This window comes from Aliinostoc sp. HNIBRCY26, assembly GCF_050235535.1.
Classification (GTDB): Bacteria; Cyanobacteriota; Cyanobacteriia; order Cyanobacteriales; family Nostocaceae; genus Trichormus.
This window is the reverse complement of sequence record NZ_CP189852.1, coordinates 6,707,697-6,728,643: the sequence shown is the minus strand read 5'-3', so window position 1 is coordinate 6,728,643 and position 20,947 is coordinate 6,707,697. Positions and strand designations below refer to the sequence as shown.

The 20,947-nt window shown below is 40.1% G+C and carries 17 protein-coding genes; 7 read left to right on the top strand and 10 right to left on the bottom strand.

What is annotated here, in order from left to right:
- Positions 1-426 precede the first annotated feature (426 nt).
- Both ACQFX9_RS28355 and ACQFX9_RS28350 read left to right on the top strand, forming a co-directional pair.
- Positions 427-1,860, top strand: a complete 1,434-nt coding sequence (locus tag ACQFX9_RS28355; RefSeq protein ID WP_427159849.1) for a sensor histidine kinase — start codon at positions 427-429, stop codon at positions 1,858-1,860.
- 206 nt (positions 1,861-2,066) lie between these two features.
- The gene (locus ACQFX9_RS28350; protein ID WP_427159848.1) at positions 2,067-3,077 is read left to right on the top strand and encodes a DUF1350 family protein; all 1,011 of its coding nucleotides are present in this window, start codon (positions 2,067-2,069) and stop codon (positions 3,075-3,077) included.
- Between the two features lie 66 nt (positions 3,078-3,143).
- On the opposite strand, the gene ACQFX9_RS28345 is transcribed toward ACQFX9_RS28350, so the two are convergent.
- Entirely contained in the window at positions 3,144-5,825 is a 2,682-nt protein-coding gene (locus tag ACQFX9_RS28345) for a CHAT domain-containing tetratricopeptide repeat protein (RefSeq protein ID WP_427159847.1), read from the bottom strand.
- 526 nt (positions 5,826-6,351) lie between these two features.
- On the opposite strand from ACQFX9_RS28345, the gene ACQFX9_RS28340 reads away from it, so the two are divergent.
- Positions 6,352-6,891, top strand: coding sequence for a L,D-transpeptidase (locus tag ACQFX9_RS28340; RefSeq protein ID WP_427159846.1), 540 nt, complete (start codon positions 6,352-6,354; stop codon positions 6,889-6,891).
- Between the two features lie 48 nt (positions 6,892-6,939).
- Here the strand turns inward: ACQFX9_RS28340 and ACQFX9_RS28335 are convergent, their stop codons facing one another.
- The 3 genes from ACQFX9_RS28335 to ACQFX9_RS28325 form a co-directional block, all read right to left on the bottom strand.
- Entirely contained in the window at positions 6,940-7,851 is a 912-nt protein-coding gene (locus tag ACQFX9_RS28335; protein ID WP_427159845.1) for a sulfite exporter TauE/SafE family protein, read from the bottom strand.
- Between the two features lie 65 nt (positions 7,852-7,916).
- Positions 7,917-9,053, bottom strand: a complete 1,137-nt coding sequence (locus ACQFX9_RS28330) for an AAA family ATPase (RefSeq protein ID WP_427159844.1) — start codon at positions 9,051-9,053, stop codon at positions 7,917-7,919.
- A 90-nt stretch (positions 9,054-9,143) separates the two neighbouring features.
- A complete protein-coding gene (locus ACQFX9_RS28325) occupies positions 9,144-9,926 on the bottom strand; it encodes an RNA ligase family protein (protein ID WP_427159843.1) in 783 nt (260 codons plus the stop codon).
- Between the two features lie 279 nt (positions 9,927-10,205).
- Between ACQFX9_RS28325 and ACQFX9_RS28320 the strand changes: the two genes are divergently transcribed.
- From ACQFX9_RS28320 to ACQFX9_RS28310, 3 genes are all read left to right on the top strand, one after another.
- On the top strand, positions 10,206-11,147 hold the full coding sequence (locus ACQFX9_RS28320; RefSeq protein ID WP_427159842.1) for an SPFH domain-containing protein: 942 nt from the start codon (positions 10,206-10,208) through the stop codon (positions 11,145-11,147).
- A 3-nt stretch (positions 11,148-11,150) separates the two neighbouring features.
- Positions 11,151-11,327: an Arc family DNA-binding protein gene (locus ACQFX9_RS28315; protein ID WP_157943315.1), complete on the top strand. Its 177-nt coding sequence runs from the start codon at positions 11,151-11,153 to the stop codon at positions 11,325-11,327.
- 391 nt (positions 11,328-11,718) lie between these two features.
- Positions 11,719-12,162 carry a BON domain-containing protein gene (locus ACQFX9_RS28310; RefSeq protein WP_427159841.1) on the top strand — a complete coding sequence of 148 codons (444 nt, stop codon included), beginning with the start codon at positions 11,719-11,721 and terminating at the stop codon, positions 12,160-12,162.
- Positions 12,163-12,322: 160 nt separating this feature from the next.
- Here the strand turns inward: ACQFX9_RS28310 and ACQFX9_RS28305 are convergent, their stop codons facing one another.
- From ACQFX9_RS28305 to ACQFX9_RS28290, 4 genes are all read right to left on the bottom strand, one after another.
- Positions 12,323-14,215: an alkaline phosphatase family protein gene (locus ACQFX9_RS28305; RefSeq protein WP_427159840.1), complete on the bottom strand. Its 1,893-nt coding sequence runs from the start codon at positions 14,213-14,215 to the stop codon at positions 12,323-12,325.
- 222 nt (positions 14,216-14,437) lie between these two features.
- Positions 14,438-15,343 carry a transposase gene (locus ACQFX9_RS28300; RefSeq protein WP_427159839.1) on the bottom strand — a complete coding sequence of 302 codons (906 nt, stop codon included), beginning with the start codon at positions 15,341-15,343 and terminating at the stop codon, positions 14,438-14,440.
- Positions 15,344-15,542: 199 nt separating this feature from the next.
- The gene (locus tag ACQFX9_RS28295) at positions 15,543-17,345 is read right to left on the bottom strand and encodes a WD40 repeat domain-containing protein (RefSeq protein WP_427159838.1); all 1,803 of its coding nucleotides are present in this window, start codon (positions 17,343-17,345) and stop codon (positions 15,543-15,545) included.
- 373 nt (positions 17,346-17,718) lie between these two features.
- Positions 17,719-18,084: a hypothetical protein gene (locus ACQFX9_RS28290; protein WP_427159837.1), complete on the bottom strand. Its 366-nt coding sequence runs from the start codon at positions 18,082-18,084 to the stop codon at positions 17,719-17,721.
- A 321-nt stretch (positions 18,085-18,405) separates the two neighbouring features.
- Between ACQFX9_RS28290 and ACQFX9_RS28285 the strand changes: the two genes are divergently transcribed.
- Positions 18,406-19,083, top strand: a complete 678-nt coding sequence (locus tag ACQFX9_RS28285; protein ID WP_427159836.1) for an SDR family oxidoreductase — start codon at positions 18,406-18,408, stop codon at positions 19,081-19,083.
- Between the two features lie 84 nt (positions 19,084-19,167).
- On the opposite strand, the gene ACQFX9_RS28280 is transcribed toward ACQFX9_RS28285, so the two are convergent.
- Positions 19,168-19,605 carry a secondary thiamine-phosphate synthase enzyme YjbQ gene (locus ACQFX9_RS28280; RefSeq protein ID WP_427159835.1) on the bottom strand — a complete coding sequence of 146 codons (438 nt, stop codon included), beginning with the start codon at positions 19,603-19,605 and terminating at the stop codon, positions 19,168-19,170.
- Between the two features lie 47 nt (positions 19,606-19,652).
- A complete protein-coding gene (locus tag ACQFX9_RS28275) occupies positions 19,653-20,822 on the bottom strand; it encodes a pyridoxal phosphate-dependent aminotransferase (protein ID WP_427159834.1) in 1,170 nt (389 codons plus the stop codon).
- Positions 20,823-20,947 lie beyond the last annotated feature (125 nt).

Genomic DNA, 20,947 nt, shown 5'->3' with positions numbered 1-20,947 from the left:
AACGCATTTTTAGCGAGAATAATAAACGCGAATTTGTCAAGTTGGAATAAACTCTCATTCTCTAAAATGCCTAGATAACGAGGTTTTGAGGATTGTAAAGAAAGATGTGGATAACCCATAACTTAAAAGGAGGGACTTAGGGGAATCTATCATGTTTAAATTTCACTAACTGAAGCGTATTGCCTCATGGCCAATTCTGAAATCTCGAAACCATACTAAGTAAATCAGTGAAAAAACCTAACACTAAGCTAAAACCCTCTTTTCCCCTGTTCTACTGATAACAGTGACATATGATAGGGGAAATTGCGCCTAACTTGTTCGGTTATACGACTGTTACTAGAGTCTAAATAACTATAACCTCTAAATAGTAGTGAAACTGGAAACGTCAACGCTGCTAGTCGCTCTTGAACCAAGAGGTGAAAGTCTGTGTACGAATGGATCTTGCCAAGTCTGAGTGAAGTGTTAGCCGAAAGTGGATCTATTGTAGCAAAAGGCTCACCAACCAAAGCAGGGCAGCAATGGCGTATGAGTCTAGCAGCGATAGAACATTTGCTCATCGAAACTTTAGCCACAACTGTATCCGATGCAACTCTGGGACTGGTTTTAGCTGCACCCGCACCGTTATTTAGTCAGCCAATCCTTACCCAAAGATTACAGACGGTAACTTTTACCGCCAAGCCATTTAATCCCTTGGCATTAATGCCATTTAATATGCCAGGAGCGATCGCAATTTGTCCAGAAACCACCCCTCCTGGTGAGTCGGTTCTCCCCCTACTACCCGCCGATCCCCTAGCAGCAGAACAGTTTTGTTTAGTATTTACCGAGAAATTTAGCTTAGTTCTAGTTTTAGCTACCCACAAAAACGGTTCTTCATCCTTTGCTTTCGCCTTTGAACCAGAAGTAGTGCAGCAAGCATGGCGCGCCTTGGGTGCGCGAGTGATGCTAACTAATCCCGATTATTTTGCGGAATTAGACTCATTAATCGCTAACTATCCCCTAGTAACGCCTGATTACCGTACTGCTTTTCAATTTAGTCAATTCCTTCTGCAAGAATTACCGGAAGAAGAAACCAAGGAATGGGGACAAGGAATCCGAGAAGAGTTTCCCCAATGTCCAATTTCCCATACCCAATCCGCAAGCACTAACACCCCAAACACCAATCCCGATGTAGAATTACTCCAAGCTTTTGCTCATGAAGTCCGTACTCCACTCACCACTATTCGGACGATGACACGCCTGTTATTGAAACGGCGGGACTTACCCACAACTGTCATCAATCGCTTAGAAATTATCGATCATGAGTGTACCGAGCAAATTGATCGCATGGAGTTATTATTTAAAGCCGCAGAACTAGAAACAAGTGCAACTGCGAAATCTGGAATTACACATTTAACTCCCATGTCTCTTGATCAAGTGCTGCATCAAAGCATTCCCCGTTGGCAACAAGCCGCACATCGTCGTAATTTAACCTTAGATGTAGTCTTACCCCAGCAATTACCCACAGTGGTAAGTAATCCCGCCATGCTAGATCGGGTACTCACCGGCTTAATGGAGAATTTTACCCGCAGTTTACCTCCTGGGAGTCATATTCAAGTTCATGTAATTCCCGCAGGTGATCAACTCAAGTTACAATTATCACCCCAAAGCCTCTGCCCAGAAACCCATCAAGCCACCACACCCCCCATCCGCAAAGCCTTGGGACAGTTGTTGATGTTCCAACCAGAAACAGGTACGATTAGCTTGAATTTGGCTGCTACCAAACATTTATTTCAGGCGATCGGTGGTAAGTTAATCGTCCGTCAACGTCCAGAGTACGGTGAGGTTATGACTATTTTCTTACCTTTGGAAGTAAGTCGGTAGTAGACAGGATAGACAAGGTAGACAAAGTAGGCAAGGTAGACAAGGTAGAATTTTTACACTATGCCCCATGCCCTATGCCCCATGCCCTACGTAAACATTAATATGTAAATTAACAGTACGATAACCTCTCTCTTCAGGTGGAAATTTCCGGAACTGTCAAGCTGGGTGCTGTATCATCCCTTGTTCAGATATCGCTACAAAAAATTATGACTGCAAAAATGAGATTTCAGCCTGTTTCCCATAGTTGGGTTGCATTACATCCACAACCTAAAGGGGTAATTCAGTTTATTGGTGGGGCTTTCTTTGGAACGTTTTTCCCCATGTTTTTCTACCGTTATTTGCTGGAATCTCTATTCAAAAATGGCTACACTATAATTCTCCTCCCATTTAATTTTACGTTTAACCATTATGTAGAAGCGGGATTTTTGATTAAAGAACAATACGAAATTATCCCTGAGTTAGTCAGAATGGCTCAATTGGCTAACTATGACTACCAAATTTATCTGAAAGATACAAATTTTTCTTGGATTGGTCATAGTATAGGCTGTAAATATATTGCTCTTTTAGAAGGTTTTACCGCTTTACCTGAAGACCATAAAGAACTAGAAAAAGTTATTCGTCAAATTGTTGTCAAAAGCAGCGATACATCAGATAAAGCTGCAATCGAGCGTAAAATTCAGCGCATCCTCTCAGATATTGAAACACTAATGTATGAATTACGCCAGGAAACGGAAAAGGCGACTAATTTAAGTAGTTACTATGTGGGAGAGGAAAAAAATATCTTTTCTAGCTTATTTATTAAAGGTCAAACCTCTATTTTGTTAGCTCCTGTAAATAGTGGTACTGACAGCGCAATTCCCAAACCTCTAGCAAAAATCATTGATAAATTAGGCTTGGGTGTCAATCCCAACCCTCAAGAAACTTTTGCTCTGATTCAAGAAACTAATCTATTTAATTTATTAGGACTAATTCAATTTAAAGCAGATAAACTTGCTAAATCAACTGTTAATTGGTTTCTTAACACCTTTCACAAACCACCAGTTGATTTACAATATCTTGCACCAGGAGGACATTTAAAACCTCTAGGTTTACAAGTAGGTAACTCTGTAATTAATTTCCCAGACAGTTTACCAATTATTGAATCTACGCAAAAACGTAATGCAGAATTAGAATCTTATGTGATCAAACTATTGCAAGCACTAGAAAAGAAACGATAAATTGAATTGCCATAAAAGTTTTCTGTGGTGTCGGTATTCGCACCACAGGTTTTTTTTGGGGTTGATTTAATTCCACTCCCCCTGTAAAGTAAAAGCTGCCCAATAATAGGGAGCAGCATACTTTTGCTTACGCCAAATTGCTATCTGTGCATTTCGTAAGGCGGCGGCTGGTTTGAGTTTGGCTTGTAGCATTTGTTGATAGAATGTCTGTATCAGTTCTGATGTGGCTTGATCCTCTACACTCCATAAACTGACTACAACTCGCGGACTACCTGCATACATAAACCCCCTAGTTAAACCCACTACTCCTTCTCCTTTAATCTCTTTTCCTAATCCGGTTTGACAAGCACTGAGAACTACTAGATCAGCTTTGAGGTTGAGGTTAAAAATGTCATGTAGGCGCAAAAAGCCGTTTTGTGGTGTTCCCTGACGGTCAAATAGTGATAACACGATTCCAGATAATTCCGGGTTTTTGCTGTTAAGAATGCCATGAGTGGCAAAATGGATGATGCGATACTGACTCAGTTCTTGATTGGTAGCGGTTTCCCGACTAGCACTAAAATCCAAAGCTGATTTAACTTTCTGATGAGGTACAAGTGCTAAAATCGCCTCGGCTTCTTGGCGTGTAAAGCGAAGACGTTCAAAGTTAACAGATGAATCACTGACAGATTTATTTAAGGCTAAACTCTCTAAGTCATTCATTTTTGTGGACGGATGAGATGATTTAGTTACAAGACGCTCATCATCATTTCTAAAAATCGGATCTGCTAACACAGCTACAGCTTTGGGTGCGGGTTTACGTCCTGTTTGTTCTTTTCGCAAAATGGCTAATGTAGATGCTGAAGGTAGGGTAACGATTTCGTGCTGGAGTAATAATGGTTCATATTGACTGGGGTGGGAATTGGGTGACATCAAAGCAGCAAAGGGGACGTACTGCAACGCACCATCGCTAACTACCACTAGTCGTTTTTGTCCTAAATGCTGGGCTACGGGAGCAAGGATGATTTGAGATAAGTTATTGATTGCTGGGCTATTTGTGCGGTATGGGTTAGTAATGTCTTGGCGAAATTTTTGGATGGCTGTTTCAATGTCTTGGCGTTTTGGTAATTCGTAACTAAATATATTTTTATTAGTGACAGCCCAAAGGTAACTCCGTTTTTCTCCCAAAGAATATTGTAGTAATAAGGTGTTGTCGTCTAGAATTTGCTGTTGAATTTGTGGCAATGATAGGGGTTGGGGTTGAGTCAAAGCAGCATAACGTGGGCTAGTGGCGCGAATTTGGGCTTGAATTTGTTGATATTGTTCGACAAGTGCAGTAATTTGGACTCCTAATGCTTGTGCTTCTGCGTTGTTTTGGTTGAGTAATTCGATTTTTTGGGCTTCTAAAACATCAAGTTTTTGCTTTAATTGCTGTTCTTGAGAAAGTAACTCTGGCTTGACTCCTTGACGAATATCTGCGTTAGCTTCATTGAGTAATTCTAAAAGACTGCGGGCGCGGGCGTTTTCACTGGCTTGCAATGCTTGAGCATCGTAACCTTGATTTGGTTGTTGTTTGTGTAATTGCATCAGCAAGTCAATTTGTAGCTGATAATAGTCTTGGACTGTAGCAAAATAAGAGGTGCGGAGTTCTTGAGAAACTATTTGGCTACGCAGTTTTTCTACAATTTTGATGGCTGTTGCAATTTGAGTTTGGGCTGTTTTGAGGTTGCCTTGCTCCTGTTCTAGAGAGGCGATGTAATAGAGATTATGGGCTTCTCTGTGTTTACTACCTAGTTGTCTGAATAAGTTAAGTGACTGCTGGAAATAATCACGGGCTTGTTGGGGTTGTCCTAATTTTTGGTGGAGTCTGCCTAGATTACTCAGAGCGATCGCACTTCCTGATTTGTCTCCTACAATGGCAAATAGAGCTAATGATTTTTGATGATAATCGAGGGCTGCTTGTTGGTCTCCTCGATTAGAATAGACAATACCTATATTATTTAGAGCAGTTGCTTCGCCGCTTTTATCGTTGCCTTGCTGGTATAAAGGTATAGACTTTTGATAATAATCGAGGGCTGTTTGCTCATCACCTAAATCTGAGTAGACTTTGCCAATACTATTGATAGTATTAGCTGCACTGGCTTGATCACCTACTTGCATTTTCAGGGGTAGGGATTGATTGTAGTATTCTAAAGCTTTTTGATGTTCTCCTAAATAGCCGTAAATCACCCCGATATTATTCAAGGTAATAGCCTCGCCTCTTGTATCTTTGACTAGTCGTCTGAGGGGGAGGGCTTGGTGATAGTAATCTAGGGCTTTTTGTCTTTCTCCCAACTCTGAGTAAATTTTACCGATGTTGTTTAAAGCTGTTCCTTCCCCTGATTTATTTCCTATTTGTTGATAGATAGACAGGGCTTTTTGATAATAATCTTGTGCTGTTTGCTTTTCTCCGAAGTCTGAGTGGATTTTGCCAATGTATGTCAAAACTGCCGCCAGTGAAGAGCGATCGCCTGCACTATGATATAAGTCTAAAGCCTGCTCGAATTTTTTTAGTGCTTGCTGTCTAGCTGCTACAGTCTTCTGATCATATAGTTGCTTTGCTTGTTGATAAACTTGTTGTGCTGTGGTTTTTTTCTCCACTTCCTGGGCAACTTTCAATGAATTATCGGTTAGGACATTAGCCAGACTCGCTTCGGAAAAGCACAAAATACTGCTCAATACAATTAGAGTGTAACTTGCTACCAAGTTTAGCAGTTGCCATTGCATCATTAAACCACCTTAATTTACTGATTACTCACAATTTCCGGCAATTCATAAATTGCCCATATCAAAGTCATATGTGGTTGATGCGTTTCCCTATATTTAGAATTCCCCACATTGAGAAAAAAATCACAGTTTAATCATTTTTATTCATTTCTTTATAGATTTTTCAAGCAGAACAGTAAGTGAGGGTTTTAAAAAATCTGTTTTTACAAAGTGAATGTATCTCAGAAACTGCCTCTACCAATCCACAATTTTAAATTGCCTGCATACTGTTTAAATCTTTGTGAATATATCCAAAGCAAGATAATCACTATGTTTTTCCGGAATCAGCATAAATTAAAATGAAGGGAAATATAGAACAAAGTATTTGTTTGTCTGCCTCAGCAATCTGCGTAAATCCTAGCTTTCTCTAGATGGTAAATCAAAACACTCTACAGTCCGAAACATCAAGTTTCATGTTTTGAAACCTCAATTTTTCGTAATCAAAAGCTTAGGAATTGATGACTTTAGCAGCATAAGAAGGTGGTGCAGTATGCAAAATGGGATTCACAATAGCACAAGATTTGGCGCAGGAAAACTCTTCACTGGTGTAGTGATTATGATGGCAGCTTTGCTATCTGGGTTAGCACCAACTATAGCTGATCCTCATACACCCAAAGCCATAGCAGCTTTAGCCGATGGTAGTAGTATCGCCACTTCTAATATTCAAGCAGCATCCCAAACTAGACGAATTGTCATTGATTTATCAGCACAGCGTCTATTTGCTTGGGAAGGAGATAAATTAGTATATTCTTTCCGCGTTTCTACGGGCAAAAGTTCTACACCTACACCTACGGGTAAATTTAGAATTAATTCCAAATACCGTATTAACCGGATGCGCGGACAAGGGTACGATATTCCCGATGTTCCTTACGCTATGTACTTTTACCAAGGCTATGCCATTCACGGGGCTTATTGGCATAATCGCTTTGGGACTCCAGTTAGTCATGGTTGTGTCAATTTACCTGTCAAACAAGCCCGCAAGCTTTTCAATTGGGCTTCTCCAGGAACTTTGGTAGTAGTTCGCAGGTAAAGACGGGAATGGGGCATGGGGAATGGGGATTTCCCTGTTGGGTGTTAATCACCATTTGAATAACATGAAAATGGCGATCGCTATGACAAAATAGGCAAAACCTGTTTCTAATTTTTGTGCTTCAACAAATTTGGTTAAGTAAGCACCAATTAACATTCCTATAGCTGCGGCGAGGGTAAAAGTCAGCATTAAGTCAATATCTATGGGAACATGACCCCAATATCCCGCAAAGCCTGTAATGGATTTAAAGGTCATAATCACTAAAGAAGTCCCAATGGCTTCTTTAATGGGTGTGTTACCCAAAATTACTAAAGTCGGGATAATCATAAACCCACCACCAATTCCCACTAGTCCCGTGAGAATTCCCACCCCAAAACCTTCCGTGGGAATTGCTAACCATTGGGGAATACGTTCATAAAAGCTAGGTGAGGAGTTGACTTCAGCAGTTAGCAGTTGTGCATCAACACCATTGGGAATGACATCTAACTCTAGATTTGCTGATGATTTGTTCTGGCTATTACGCAGCATCACATAGGCAGCTACAAACATCACCACCACAAATAAAAGATGCTGTAAAACTGGTGTGACTATGGGGAGAGTAGCTAGACGCGCCCCCATGTAAGCACCTACCATTGCCCCAGGAGAAAATAAAAGGGCTGTTTGAAAATTGACATTGTTTTGTAGCCAGTGGGGAATGATGCCAATTAAACTAACAGCACCGATAGTTACTAAACTCATGGCGATCGCGGACTTAATTGGCACTCCCAGCACATAAACTAGGATGGGTACAGCTAAAATCGACCCACCACCGCCAATTAAGCCCAAACTCACACCTATACAAATAGCCAAAAAGTGAGCAATTATCATCATTTGAGTATTGGGAATTGGGCATAGGAAATAGGGTAATACCATTTCACGAAAAATCTGATACAGATTTAAACCTTGAAAATCTTGCTGCATCTAGGTTTTTTAATTGCGAATTGCGAATTGCGAATTGCGAATTGGTATAAGAAATTCTACCTTGTCTACCCTACACCCCTTGATTCAACTATCCAATCTACCACCTGTGCTTCAGTGATATTGGGGACTTCTAAACGACTCTTCATTTTATAGAGTACCTTTTCTGGGACTTGAGCAGGGCGATCGCGATTTCTGGTCAGTAATTCCTCCCAAGGTGCTTCTAGGTAAACAATGCGAATTGTTGCTTGATAGTTGGCAAACTGGCGAATTAGTGAACCTCTTAACTGGCGGCTAATATTAGTAGCGTTCCAGACAAAAGATTGTCCATTCCGCAGATAGTCTTTGGCTAAGGCTTTAGCTGCATTCACCACTGCGCCTTGTTCTGCGTCTGGTGCAATTTTCATTGTCTGTCTGAGTTCATCTAAAGAAATTACTCGCCAGTCAGGGAGATTTTCTTGAATCCAAGTGTCTTTCCCCGCAGCTGGTAATCCTGACATCATCACTACTTCTAAGCAAGTATCATCATAGGCTGCATAGTCTGGATGACCATTTTCTTTTTGAAAATAAATAAACCGACTATGATTTGAGGGAAAGGGGCGCGGTTGGTCAAAGCATTGGTTTTCTTGGGTATATTCTCGAAAAAAGGCAATCCTTTCTAATAACTGGGCTTGGTCGTCACAATATCGCCCCCGCACATCGGCTTCAGCTAATAAACTCAGCCAATCACAACGGATGATTTGACTAGTTTTAATCACGGCTTTTTCGGGGTTGGGTTTGTCCCAAAACCATAAAGGTAAGCTACCGTATTTCACTAAAGCCACAATTGCTTCCCGTTCATGGAATGGAACTTCCATATCCCAAAGAATTGATTGTGTCATCTTTGCACCTTGGAGGACATGACCTTTAGAGGAGATAGCACCATCGGTCTCTACTTGGGTGGCTGTGGGTTTAGCAACATCATGTAGCAAAGCCGCAGCAAATAACACTGAACGTTCTGTGGGTGCTAAGGTTCGCCATTGTGGTAAATTTACTAATGCTTCACACACTAATTTTGTATGAACTAAAACATTACCCTCAGCGTGATAACGAGGGTCTTGGGGACAATCAGCCAGCGATCGCAACCAATCAAATTCTCTTTCTAATCCAGTCCAATCTATTGTCCAGTCGTTTGCATCTGGACAATAGGGAAAAGTCCAATTCATATTCCTTTCCTCAAATTCTAGTAATATTTGTTCGTAGTGAGGACTTTAGTCCTGAGAAATCTGAGGACTAAAGTCCTTACTACAAACCATTCAAAATAAGCTCACATCAGAACGCAGCAAATTGGGGATAATCGGACGATTTAGCCAATGACCATCAGATTGTTGAATGGTAGTTAAAAAGCTGGAACGCACATATTTATAACGTGCTGTTACTGTATCCCCTGGCTCAACTTTGATGTATAAACCTTCCATTACTGCACTTTGGTCAGTTTGCTGGAGAGAACGTTCGACATCTAGTCCCTGTTGTTGACAAATCTGGCGGAAATTTTCTAGATATGCAGATGTTTGATAGTGAGATTCACCCAATAAACCCAACAATTGCTTATAGGATTGCAGTTCACCAGTAAACAAAATGGGTACAGAAACTAGTGGTAGTCCGGCTAGTAACTGCTGGCGGCGTTGAGTGCTAAGAAATACTTGATTTTCTAAATCCAGCACATCGTATTCTAAGAAGTAGTGGGGTAAAGCGTCATAAAAAACTGTGTGCTTCGCATACAGCCATTCCCCAAACAGAATAAAACGACTCCCCAAAACTTCCCAAAACGTGCCTGTGTGAGTATACGCCCACTGCTTAAACAGATTGAAATGCTTTTCTCTTGCACCACCTGTTAAATAGTGTCCTCGGCTTTGCAGTCGGAGTTGTCCATCAGCCGTAAAACTGATAGCGGCGTTTGCGCCATCCACTTTTTCTTCAACCACTACATACTTTTCTTTGATAGTTGCAAAGGGGATACTATCGAGGTCTTCATCCCCAGGTTGCAACCGCGAACCCTCGATGTGATGGGTACGCGGATATTTATAGATTTGTTCCATGATTTCTTACCTTGGTAACAGCAATCAAAATCTTGACGTAGCGAGGTTTGACGAATGAGTTATGTTCATTCGCAATAATTGAGAATTTGATTGAACCAAGGGATTACATAATCGTGACCTCTAGTTGCAGAGTGCTTACATCATAAATTTACTTCACAAGCTCAAGCCAGATTTCCAGAATTTGACTTTTCCCGTTCCCCTTTTAAGAAAATGTGGCAATTTTAGATTTGTGATACTATCGTGATATCACTTTGATATAAATATGGGTTGAGAAAAACTATGGAACGGAAAATCAAGGAATTTTCAGCGTTCAAAGTCAACGGCTTTATCATGTTGGCGGTGGTAGGAGCGATCGCCCTTGTAGGTGGGTGGTATATTTGGTCTAGAATTACGGGACTAGAAACTTTATTAGCCAGAGGACTGAAAGTTACTGATTTCATCGGTGGTGATGATACTGTTGCCGAGTTAGTCGCTTGGTTGACTGCTACACTTTTGATTGTGGTTATTCCGTCTTTATCAGGATTTTTTACCGTTGAACCCAATCAAGCGGTAGTTTTGGTATTTTTTGGGCAGTATATGGGGACAGTCCGAGAATCGGGCTTTTGGTGGACAAATCCCTTTGCTAGTAAACAAAAGATTTCGTTGCGGGTGCGTAACTTCAACAGTAAGATCATCAAAGTCAACGATGCGGAAGGTAGCCCTATCGAAATAGCAGCCGTTGTGGTTTGGCAGGTTTTCGACTCAGCTAAATCAAAATTTGCTGTTGATGACTATGAAGAATTTGTCGCTATCCAAAGTGAAACTGCTATCCGTGCGTTAGCTATACGTTATCCTTACGATAGTACCGATGATACAGCCACACCGTCTTTGCGGGGTATTCCCGATGAAATTGCTCAAGCCCTGCAAAAAGAACTCCAAGCCCGTTTGGAAGTCACAGGCGTAGAAGTAATTGAAGCGAGACTCTCCCATTTAGCCTACGCGCCAGAAATCGCGCAAATGATGCTGAGACGACAACAAGCCAAAGCCTTAATTGATGCACGACGGCAAATTGTAGAAGGTGCTGTGGGTATGGTGAATGAAGCTTTGAACCGTCTGAGTCAAGAACAAATGATTGATTTAGATGATGAACGTAAGGCCTCAATGATTAATAATTTATTGGTGGTGTTAACTTCTGAGCAAACCGCCCAACCTGTTATTAATACTGGCACACTTTATAACTAATCAATGGGACAAAAAAAACGATTTTTGTTACGTGTAGATGAAAAGCTGTATGAACTACTGGAGAAATGGTCAGCCGATGAATTAAGAAGTGTAAATTCACAAATTGAGTATCTGTTGACTGAAGCAGTAAAGAAAGCTGGACGATGGAAAGATAGTCAAAATCAATCAATAGACGAGTAATTAAATTATTAGAAGCTAGAGGAGAAGAATTTTGGCTTTCCTCTAGCTTTTATAGTTTAATGAATATCGAATTCGCAGGATTATACACAAATATATCAGTAAATTTATTGGTTTTATTTTTACATTTAGTTGGTTTAACAGACTTTTTAGATATCAAGAAAAGCCCTAAATTACGCATTCATATTTTAATTATTACAAGGTTGTCAATAATTTCAACCTTTCCTGATAAACTTGCGGATTTCAATCATTAACAGACGAATAAGTTGCTAGATACAGCTATCTGGGATTGCTGCAAATATTCCCAATTTCAACTTTCCTCGGCTGCAAACCTTTGCTCATCAAGCTAACACACATTAATTAACCGCCTCAGTTGTTTAATTAGGAGATAAACATGAAAAAGCTAGTTACCTTGATAATTAGTGGTTGCTTATTGATTGGGACTTTTGGTTGTGAAGAGGGTGCTAAAAATGCTGCGGATACTACTAATACTCCCAGTATAAATGTCAAAAAAACCACAACAGATACAACTACAAAATCTACTGATAAAGCAACCATTCTGCCCATCGGTGGTGCAGATACTAAAGCTAAAACTACCACTGATAAAGCTGCAATTAGCAAAGCTGACGCAGAGTTGAAAACCGCTATCAGTAAAAAGCTAGCGACTGGTTTACCAGGTAATAAATTAGTCATCGAAAATAATAATGGTGAAGTTATTATTAAAGGTACAGCTATTTCTAAAGCAGAACTAGCAAAAGCTGAAAAATTAGTTAAAGAAGTTACAGGTGTGAAAAGTGTAACAATAGAAGCCCAAGTAAAAGCACCCAAAAAATCTTAGGTGAAACCAAGTTGAGATTTGGGATTTAATCTAAAATCCCAAATCCCAGATTGAAAATCTAAAATCCGGAAAATCAAAGACAAAAAATCAGTAGTGGCGCGTTTTGGTATATATTTAAGCCCTCAAACAGAGATTTTAGTTAAACCCGTCCGTACAACCATCAGCTTTTTTCCACTCCTAAAGTTCGACCGGGAAATCCTGCGGTATCAAAATACTGTAACCCATCCAAAATTTGATACTTGAGAATTGTTTTTAAGCCATTAGCAGCCGTTTGAGACTCTAAAATTTTGGGACTAAATTTTAAGTTTGAATCTCCACCAATTAAAGCTTCATTTAACACTCGACCTACTAATTTACCTTTGTTAATTAACTTCAGATGTACCACTTGCGCTAAAGTTGGTGCGACATCAGCATTACTAACGGGAGCTAAATCTTGATATCCTGACTTAAAATCAGGGCCGATCGCAGCCATAATATTGTAAGTATCAGCACGGCTAAAGCTTCCGTGCATTCCTTGACCCTGCTGTAAAGTAGTATCCGCCACTTCCGCACCGCAAGCTGTTGGTTCTGCACAACCAGTATCAAAAGAACGAAAATTCACCACAATTGAGGGGATGGGGGTAAGTGCTGTTCCTTTCAACATCACAGCACTTAAAGATAAAGTCCCAGGAATTTTACCCAAAGCATCATCAACGAATAAACCACTAACATAATCTTGTTGTAGCAGCACTTCGACAATCTTGTTTGCCAAAGCTTTACTTCCTGTCGGTAAGTAGATTAAATCCGAACCGCCATTTGCAGCCACTATAACTTCTGCTTGGTTGGGTTGTTGACCGATAATTGCATTTTGCGGATGCTGTCCCTGGGTGGGGTTAACGGGATGATTTTGATGATCTGGGTCAAATAAAGATAACTTTAACCCGTGGGCTAAATCTATAGCTAAAAAACCAGGGGGGAGAAACCCAGAAGGAACATCTGGATAAGAGAGACTCGCCGCATAACTAGTTTTACTCTCCTTGCTAATAGTTGAAAAACCGTGGTCAGCCGTGACGAATATATTAGTAGTATCGGCTAAACCTAAATCCTGAAGTGCAGTCTCAATTTGCGCCAAGTTCTTGTCTACATTTTGCCTTGCCGCTTGCACAGTTGCACCATTAATACCAGGGATCAGTTGATTGAGGCTATCACCTTGATTGTGTTGTGTACCGTCGGGGTCACGCGACCAGTAGACTAAGACAAAAGGTTTTTGACGTTGTTGAAATAAAGGCAAGATAACTTTAGTCGTCACATCCGCAAAATATTGCTGTTGAATAGTGTTAGCTACCTTTGTCCCTGGGGTTTCTTTATCGCCAGATTTGCTATTTTCGCCCCGTTTCGGAGTGGCGAGGGGGAGAGAATTTTTGGTTAATAGTGTAGTGATTTCTGGACTGAGGGGAATTCCTGTTGATGTTCCAGTTGCATCATCAATAATGATTGTGGGTGTGCTGGTGGCTTGGGTGACATCTTGAATTAACACAGGGCCGACTTTTCCCACGGCTGCGGTACTGAAATCTGCGGCTTTCGCCGTCGCGAGTAAAGAGGTTTCATTCAGATAATTAGCCCCAAACTGTTGGTTAACTTCCTTAAGAACAGCGTTATTTTCCAAAAAAGGAACTAGGCTATTTTTGGCACTTTTGACAGGTGCTTTGACTTTAATCACATTGCTAAAATCGCCAGTGTCGCCGAGATAGTGACCGGTAGCGATCGCTGAAGCATTAGCTGTGGTAAAAGTGGGAAATAATGAGTGCGTGTTAGTAAAATTTACGCCCTGCTGTTGGATTGCAGACAAAGTTGGCATATCTGTACTATTAACAGTCCCAGGACGCAGACCATCCGCCACAAAGATAATTGCATTATGTGGACTAGCTGGCTGGTTGCGTTTTTCCAGCAAAAATGGCGTACAAGCCGCTACAAGTGCAATCACACACAGGAAAATCAGTAGCCATTGACGATATTGTGTAGAAATTCGCATAAAATATTGGTATTTTTTACACACCAAGATTTTATTAGTCAATGGTCAATGGTCAATAGTCATTAGTCAATAGTCATTAGTCAATAGTCATTAGTCAATAGTCATTAGACTTGTCCGAAAATTTAAAAAGCAGCCTGTGCCTGGCTTAGAGATAGTTTCAGTAAAAGCCAGAGTCAACGTCATAATGAGGGATAGAGATAGTTAGTGATAGTATAGCCCAAAAAAAGTTGGAGAATGAATCTATAAAACCCAGATTTTTAAGGACTAGGATAAAGGTGGCAAAATGAGAGAACCAATTCTGAGTCTAACCAGACCACATACAGTGAGAATTATCTGCTCATATATATCTGTATGCAGACGAAATCTTTCTGATGCTACCCAAAAAATTTTGATAACTCTAATCATGTGTTCAACAAAAACACGATTACTAGAAAACACTTGATTTTCGGTTTTCTGTTCGGCAGTTAATTCACCATTTCGCGGCTTTTTATGAGGAGTAGATATGTTTTCACCACCAATATAGGCTTTATCACCTTTAAATGATTGTTGAGAGTTGAACTTCTGTTGCTGATTACGGAACAAAGAAATATCACTGGTGGGGCCTTTCATCCCTACGACTACATCAACAATTTCTTTGGCTGCGGGCATGGAGATAATTTGATTCTTAAAGGTGTGTTGTTTCTTTTTGCCAGAAAAATATTGTTTTTGCTCCTGATTGTCTCCTGGTCTAACTCTTGGCTGCTCCATGCTATCCACAATTAACTCAAACTCTGTTAATAATTCTTGTACGATTATTAAATCACTTTCCTGATTTTCAACTTCTTCTAGTAAACTGGAAGGCAAAATTATTCGGAAGATTTTTATCCAATAATGAAACGTACTATTAGCCTCGGTTTTTGAGACATCAAACTGCATTCCTAGAACTTCAAATGTGGGCAGATGTCTTAAATAAAAAAGACACAAACAAATCGATTCTTCACTTGTTAATTTCGGTTTACGTCCTCCTCCACGTGCGTTAATACGGACTTTGTTTCGCTCTACCTCGTCTAATTGTTTTTGATTGATTAATTCAGCTTGTTGTACTAACAACAAAAATTGGTCGTAACTAATTCCTAATATTTGCTTGGTGCGGCTTGGATACTTATGTATATAATGGAGTGGATTTTTCATTATGGTAGACCAACGGTAAACTGTTAAATTTCCGTTCTACCATTTTTTTGTACCTAATTTTTATTTAGGACTGGTCTATTAATTTAGCAGTAATTTTACACAGCTAAATATACACCAAGTTTTTAACCTGGTGATTGGTGTTCAAAGGCTCATTGTTGAGGTTCAAAGGCTCATCGTTGAGGTTCAAAGCTAGAAAATTCTAACTCCTTTGCCAAATTTTGATGGTTTTATCCAAACTACCGCTTACCAACATCTCGCCGGAACTGGTAAAAGTCAGGGATGTGACAATATCAGTGTGTCCTGTAAAGGTAGCTAATAACTCGCCAGAGTCAAAGTGCCATAATTTGATAGTTTGATCTGCGCTGCTACTAGCAATAATTTGTTCATCAGGACTCAGGGCGATCGCATACACTTTATCTGTATGTCCCTTGAGGGTGCGAATTAATTTCCCACTCTCCAAATGCCAAATTTTAATTGTCTGATCCCAACTACCACTCACCAGCCATTGAGCATCTTTACTAATTGCTAAAGCCCGGACTATGTGAGCATGACCTATGAGAGTATGTAGGGGTTCTTTGTCTTTGACATTTTTACTGTTCCAAGGCTCTGAGGTATGCCAGACTTTGATTTTACGATAACTGCCTGTGATTAAGGTTTGTCCATCCCGACTTAAAGCTAACGAATGGGCAGCTGTATCATCTAAAGATAAAATAGCTTTTACCTGACGACTCATCAAATCCCAAAACAAGATTTTTCTGTCATCGCCACCAGTCGCTAACATTCGTCCATCGGGTGTAAAGGCGACGCACCGCACCACACCGTGATGTTTGTGCAGAATATCAATTAAATCTAGTGCGCCGGTATGCCACATTTTAATTGTGGAATCTGCACCACCGCTAACTAACATCTGTCCGTCAGCACTAAAAGCCAGGGAACTCACCTCATCAATGAGTCCAGACATCACCCAAGGATATTCTGACAAAGTATCAATTAAATCGCCTTTACTTAAATCCCATAACTTGGTTTCGCCACGGCTACCACTCGCTAAAATTGGTACAACCACGCCGTTTTCATGCTTAGAATTAAAAGCTAGACAATTAATCCCTTTAGTATGTCCTCTTAATGTTTGCCAGCATTCCCAATCACCAACAATTTCTTTTTTTGGATGATCTGAAGATATAGTCTGAATTGTTTCGGGTATAGTTCTCTCAATAACTATAGGTAAGGTATCTTGCTGCACATCTTTTTTACAAGAAAGTGATTCTAAATACCAACTTAAACCCCCTGCATATAACAAATTGCTGGGAGTAACATACAATTTTGGTTCTGTTAATCCGACTTGATGACTAGGTAAAAAACCTGCAATTACAGCTTGTTTTTCATAACCTAATTTTCCGGTGGATGGATAAAACAAACACAGGAACATTAAGACTTGATGATTGATTAAATCATCTTGGGTAACTGTCCAGCGAATTCTATCTTTTTTAATGCCATTAAAACTTTCACCATCAGCAACATAAACCTGTACGCTGACTTTTGGGTTATCTGTTAACAAGTAAGTAAACTTACTTTCACCGCGCAAGTTGCCTTCATCATCTAGTAGCATATTCTGCACAGTATCTTGGGGAATTTTCTTCAGTAACTTTCCTAGACGTGTGCTGATAATGCGATCGACAATTTGCTCCCGCAAGATATAATCTTGGGCTTGTTGCTGGAAATATGTGGGAAAAGGGATCGTCCAGTCTGGAGGTTCGGGATACTCAGGCGGTATGGGAGGCGGGTTTTTTGCTAGGACTTCGGCTTGTTGGCGAGAAAATTCGGTAATTTTCGCCAAAGCCTCCCCACAAAATGCCATCACTTCGCTGTGACAACCTTTCACCTGACTTTCTAATAGAGATAAATCGTAGGTTTTGGGTTTTTTCACACGTTGAAGGAAGTCAGCCTGTTGAGCTTTGAGTAAGCTAATCCAATCCATCTGCATTCCTGCGGCACAATGTTGCATACTTAGGGTAAGCTATACCAATGCAATGACTCAAGTTTATAACTTCTAGTTAATTAAAAATTCCGTAATCCTCGCAGTCTAATAGAACACAATCAAAGGTATATTTCGCAGAGAGTATCCAATACAACAGGATTGAAACCCTTGATTGAGAATGGGACTGAAGTATTGAGAATTTAAATGATGTCCGACAATTCTAACTAATCTTAACAATGAGATACTGTTGCCCTAGAAACAGTTAAATTTCTCAAGGAGAGTATTATGGGAGAGGGTTAGACAGTCCCGACTCCCAAAGATGATTTAAAAGTAACTTCGTGTTACAGAAACTAATAGCTATCGGGACTATTTTGTGTTTTAGTATACATATTAGTAAATCTTAAGTTTTAGTTTCTGGGGTGGAAGATTGAATCGGCACACGATAAATATTGTTCGCTTCTAATGTTTGAATTTTTGTGTGCAGATCCAACTCATCACTACTAACGATAGTTTCTAAATTGGCAATTCTTTGTTCTAATATCTCTATGCGTTGAGCAGGAAAAGATTGTGATGGTGATTTTTTATCATCATTCCGCCAAACCGTTGCCGTACTAAAAGCTGCACCTGCGATCGCAGCTAAAGGTAAAATAGGCCCACTACGAGTCACCGCCGAAAGCGGAATACAAATTGCGATAATCCCCACCGTCATTCCCCAAATTTTAGAAGTAGCGGCAACCCTGACATCTTCCTGTGATTGTTGCGTCATAAATTTTGCCCAGAGGATTTACTTGTACCAATTTTAGATTTGAGATTTGGGAGTTTGGATGAAAAGCCTAGATTCGTGGCTGATTCCAGAATCTCGAAACCATACTACCTATCCCAATTTGGTATTAACTAGATTCGCACGATCGCTGATCAAAATACCTCCCGCATTTGGGTTAAGTATAAATACTCCCCAACCTCTGATACAATCCTGGGGGCGTGATTAATTGTCATTTTCAATCATTTTGTCCACAGAATCTGACAAATACGCGCTTTTCAAGACTATTTGTGTCTAGCTTTCTTACATTTTGAATTTTGAATTGATATGGCAAGTACATCTCACATTTTCCTAGTAGGCGCGAGTCGCGGTGTTGGTAGAGAAATTGCCAATTACCTCCGTCAACAAAATATTGCTGTCACAGCACTATTGAGAAATGAAACATCCCGCGCCGAATTAGAAGCTATAGGCGTGGAAGTAGTTTTAGGGGATGCCTTAAATTTTGATGATCTAGAAAGGGCAATGATTACAGATAAACCCGTAAACGCCGTTATTAGTACATTAGGCGGGTTGCCCTCAGACACCGAAAAACCTGATTATATAGGTAACAAAAATCTGATTGACATCGCAGTCAAAGCGAATGTCCAAAAATTTATTTTAGTAACTTCCATCGGTACGGGTAACAGTGTCGGTGCTTTGCCTCCCCAAGCTTTAAACGCATTACAACCCGTTTTAATAGAAAAAGACAAAGCCGAACAGCATTTAATTACTAGCGGACTCACTTATACTATTGTTCGTCCTGGCGGGTTGAAATCAGAACCGCCAACAGGTAATGCTGTGTTAACGGAAGATACCCGTATTGTAGGGAGTATTCACCGTGCTGATGTAGCAGAATTGGTTTGTCTTTGTTTAACTTCGGAGAGTGCGAATAATAAAGTTCTGTCAGCGATAGATAAAAATATGTTACTCACACAAACAGAATTTACGGAGTTTAGCTTGGGTTAATTGGGAATGGGGCATTGGGCATTGGGAATGGGGAATAGTAAGTGAAAAACAAAATTATCTTTTGCCTTTTACCTTTTGCCTTTCCTACTCTCCTGATATTTGTAGAAAGACAGTTCTTTTTCTTGCCCCATCTAATTCAAAGAATAAGACTGATTGCCAAGTTCCTAAAGCTAAATTACCGTCAGCAATAGGGATAATTTCACTATTATTCAGCATCATTGCCATGAGGTGAGAATGAGCATTCATCGGCTCATCTTCTGGCACAATTCTTAAATGTAGATCGTTATGCAAATAACGGTCTGTTGATGGTGCAAGTTTATTTAAAAATACTTTGATATCGTCTAGTAGTCTTTCTTCGTCTTCATTAATAGCCAAAGCAGTGGTTGTATGTCGAGAAAATACTAATAATTGACCGTTTTTAATGCCAGTTTCTGCAATAAAATCCTTAATTTGGGGAGTGATATTAAAAATATTAATTCCGGTTGCGGTTTCAATTTCAATGAGTTTATTAAAAATGGGCATAATGAGCAATTAACTACTGAACACCATAATTTGTATTTTCTCATTTTTTAGTCGCTAAGTATTGTTTTTAAACCTGTAACTAATCTTGCCATTCCTACTTGCACAGTATCTTTTTGCAATGCGCCATAGGCAACGCGTAAATAACAGCCTTTTTCCATGCCAAATGTTGTCCCTGGAATGACTGCAATTTGATGTGATTGAATAAGTCGTTTAACTAATTCAAAAGCATCTATGTGCGTATGCACTTTGAGGAAGAAATAAAATGCACCGTTAGCGGGGGTGATGGTACATAAGCCTTGTAGCTGTTGTAGGTATTCTAAAACTATTTGCCTGACTTGGGCGATCGCACCAATATTTTCTTGTAAATACTCAGGTTTTGCTTGCAATGCCCCGCAGGCTGCATACTGAGATATAACTGGCGGACAAATCAAAATAGTATCTTGGACTTTTTTAATTGCCACTAGTAGATGTTTGGGTATCACCATATAGCCAATTCGCCAACTAGCAAACCCATAAGCTTTAGATAAACTAAACAGGGAAATTGTATATTCACTACTACCAACAAATGATGCAGGGGAAACGTGTTTTACACCGTCATAAGTAAAATATTCATAGGCTTCATCGCTAATATGATAAATTTGGCGATCGCGGCAAATTTCATTGACTTGACGCAGTAAATTTTCTGAGTAAACTACCCCTGTAGGATTATTCGGGGAAATAGTCACAACTGCCTTAGTTTTGGGCGTAATGGCTTGTGCGATCGCTTCTGGTTGCAATTGATAATTTTCATCAGTTTCTACCAAAACCACACGACAACCAGCCATAGTAATTGCCATTTCATGGTTGAAGTAATAAGGCGTATTTAAAATAATTTCATCTCCAGGGGAAGTAATAGCAAGAATCGCATTCATAAATGCCATATTGCTTCCCGCCGTTACCACAATGCAATTATCTGTGTTGAGCGCAATGTGATTAAATTCAACTAATTTTTTCGTCAATGCAGCCAATAAAGGCGGAATGCCCTCAACAGCTTTATACAAATTATTTGTAGGTTCGCTGAGAAATTGGGGTAAAAGTTCTATAGCTTCCGGTGGAGGATTGTAAGAAACCACACCTTGTCCCAAAGAAATTGTCCCTGGAGAACTTTGAATTAACTCCCCAACGACGGGAATAATTGGCGACTGTACCGCCTGCATTCGTGAGATAAATTGATTCATGAGCTTGAATATAGGGTGTATGGGTGTAGGGGTGTATGGGTGTATGGGTGTGGGGGTGTAGGGAAAGATGTTATCAGAAGTTTTTTCCCAGTCCCCAATCCCCAATCCCCGTATCGCCAGCTCAC

Bases quoted from the DNA above. Each gene is read 5' to 3' on its own strand.
- ACQFX9_RS28350 (WP_427159848.1), top strand. From the start codon at position 2,067: ATGACTGCAAAAATGAGATTTCAGCCTGTTTCCCATAGTTGGGTTGCA.
- ACQFX9_RS28345 (WP_427159847.1), bottom strand. From the start codon at position 5,825: ATGATGCAATGGCAACTGCTAAACTTGGTAGCAAGTTACACTCTAATT.
- ACQFX9_RS28340 (WP_427159846.1), top strand. From the start codon at position 6,352: ATGCAAAATGGGATTCACAATAGCACAAGATTTGGCGCAGGAAAACTC.
- ACQFX9_RS28335 (WP_427159845.1), bottom strand. From the start codon at position 7,851: ATGCAGCAAGATTTTCAAGGTTTAAATCTGTATCAGATTTTTCGTGAA.
- ACQFX9_RS28330 (WP_427159844.1), bottom strand. From the start codon at position 9,053: ATGAATTGGACTTTTCCCTATTGTCCAGATGCAAACGACTGGACAATA.
- ACQFX9_RS28325 (WP_427159843.1), bottom strand. From the start codon at position 9,926: ATGGAACAAATCTATAAATATCCGCGTACCCATCACATCGAGGGTTCG.
- ACQFX9_RS28320 (WP_427159842.1), top strand. From the start codon at position 10,206: ATGGAACGGAAAATCAAGGAATTTTCAGCGTTCAAAGTCAACGGCTTT.
- ACQFX9_RS28315 (WP_157943315.1), top strand. From the start codon at position 11,151: ATGGGACAAAAAAAACGATTTTTGTTACGTGTAGATGAAAAGCTGTAT.
- ACQFX9_RS28310 (WP_427159841.1), top strand. From the start codon at position 11,719: ATGAAAAAGCTAGTTACCTTGATAATTAGTGGTTGCTTATTGATTGGG.
- ACQFX9_RS28300 (WP_427159839.1), bottom strand. From the start codon at position 15,343: ATGAAAAATCCACTCCATTATATACATAAGTATCCAAGCCGCACCAAG.
- ACQFX9_RS28295 (WP_427159838.1), bottom strand. From the start codon at position 17,345: ATGCAACATTGTGCCGCAGGAATGCAGATGGATTGGATTAGCTTACTC.
- ACQFX9_RS28290 (WP_427159837.1), bottom strand. From the start codon at position 18,084: ATGACGCAACAATCACAGGAAGATGTCAGGGTTGCCGCTACTTCTAAA.
- ACQFX9_RS28285 (WP_427159836.1), top strand. From the start codon at position 18,406: ATGGCAAGTACATCTCACATTTTCCTAGTAGGCGCGAGTCGCGGTGTT.
- ACQFX9_RS28280 (WP_427159835.1), bottom strand. From the start codon at position 19,605: ATGCCCATTTTTAATAAACTCATTGAAATTGAAACCGCAACCGGAATT.
- ACQFX9_RS28275 (WP_427159834.1), bottom strand. From the start codon at position 20,822: ATGAATCAATTTATCTCACGAATGCAGGCGGTACAGTCGCCAATTATT.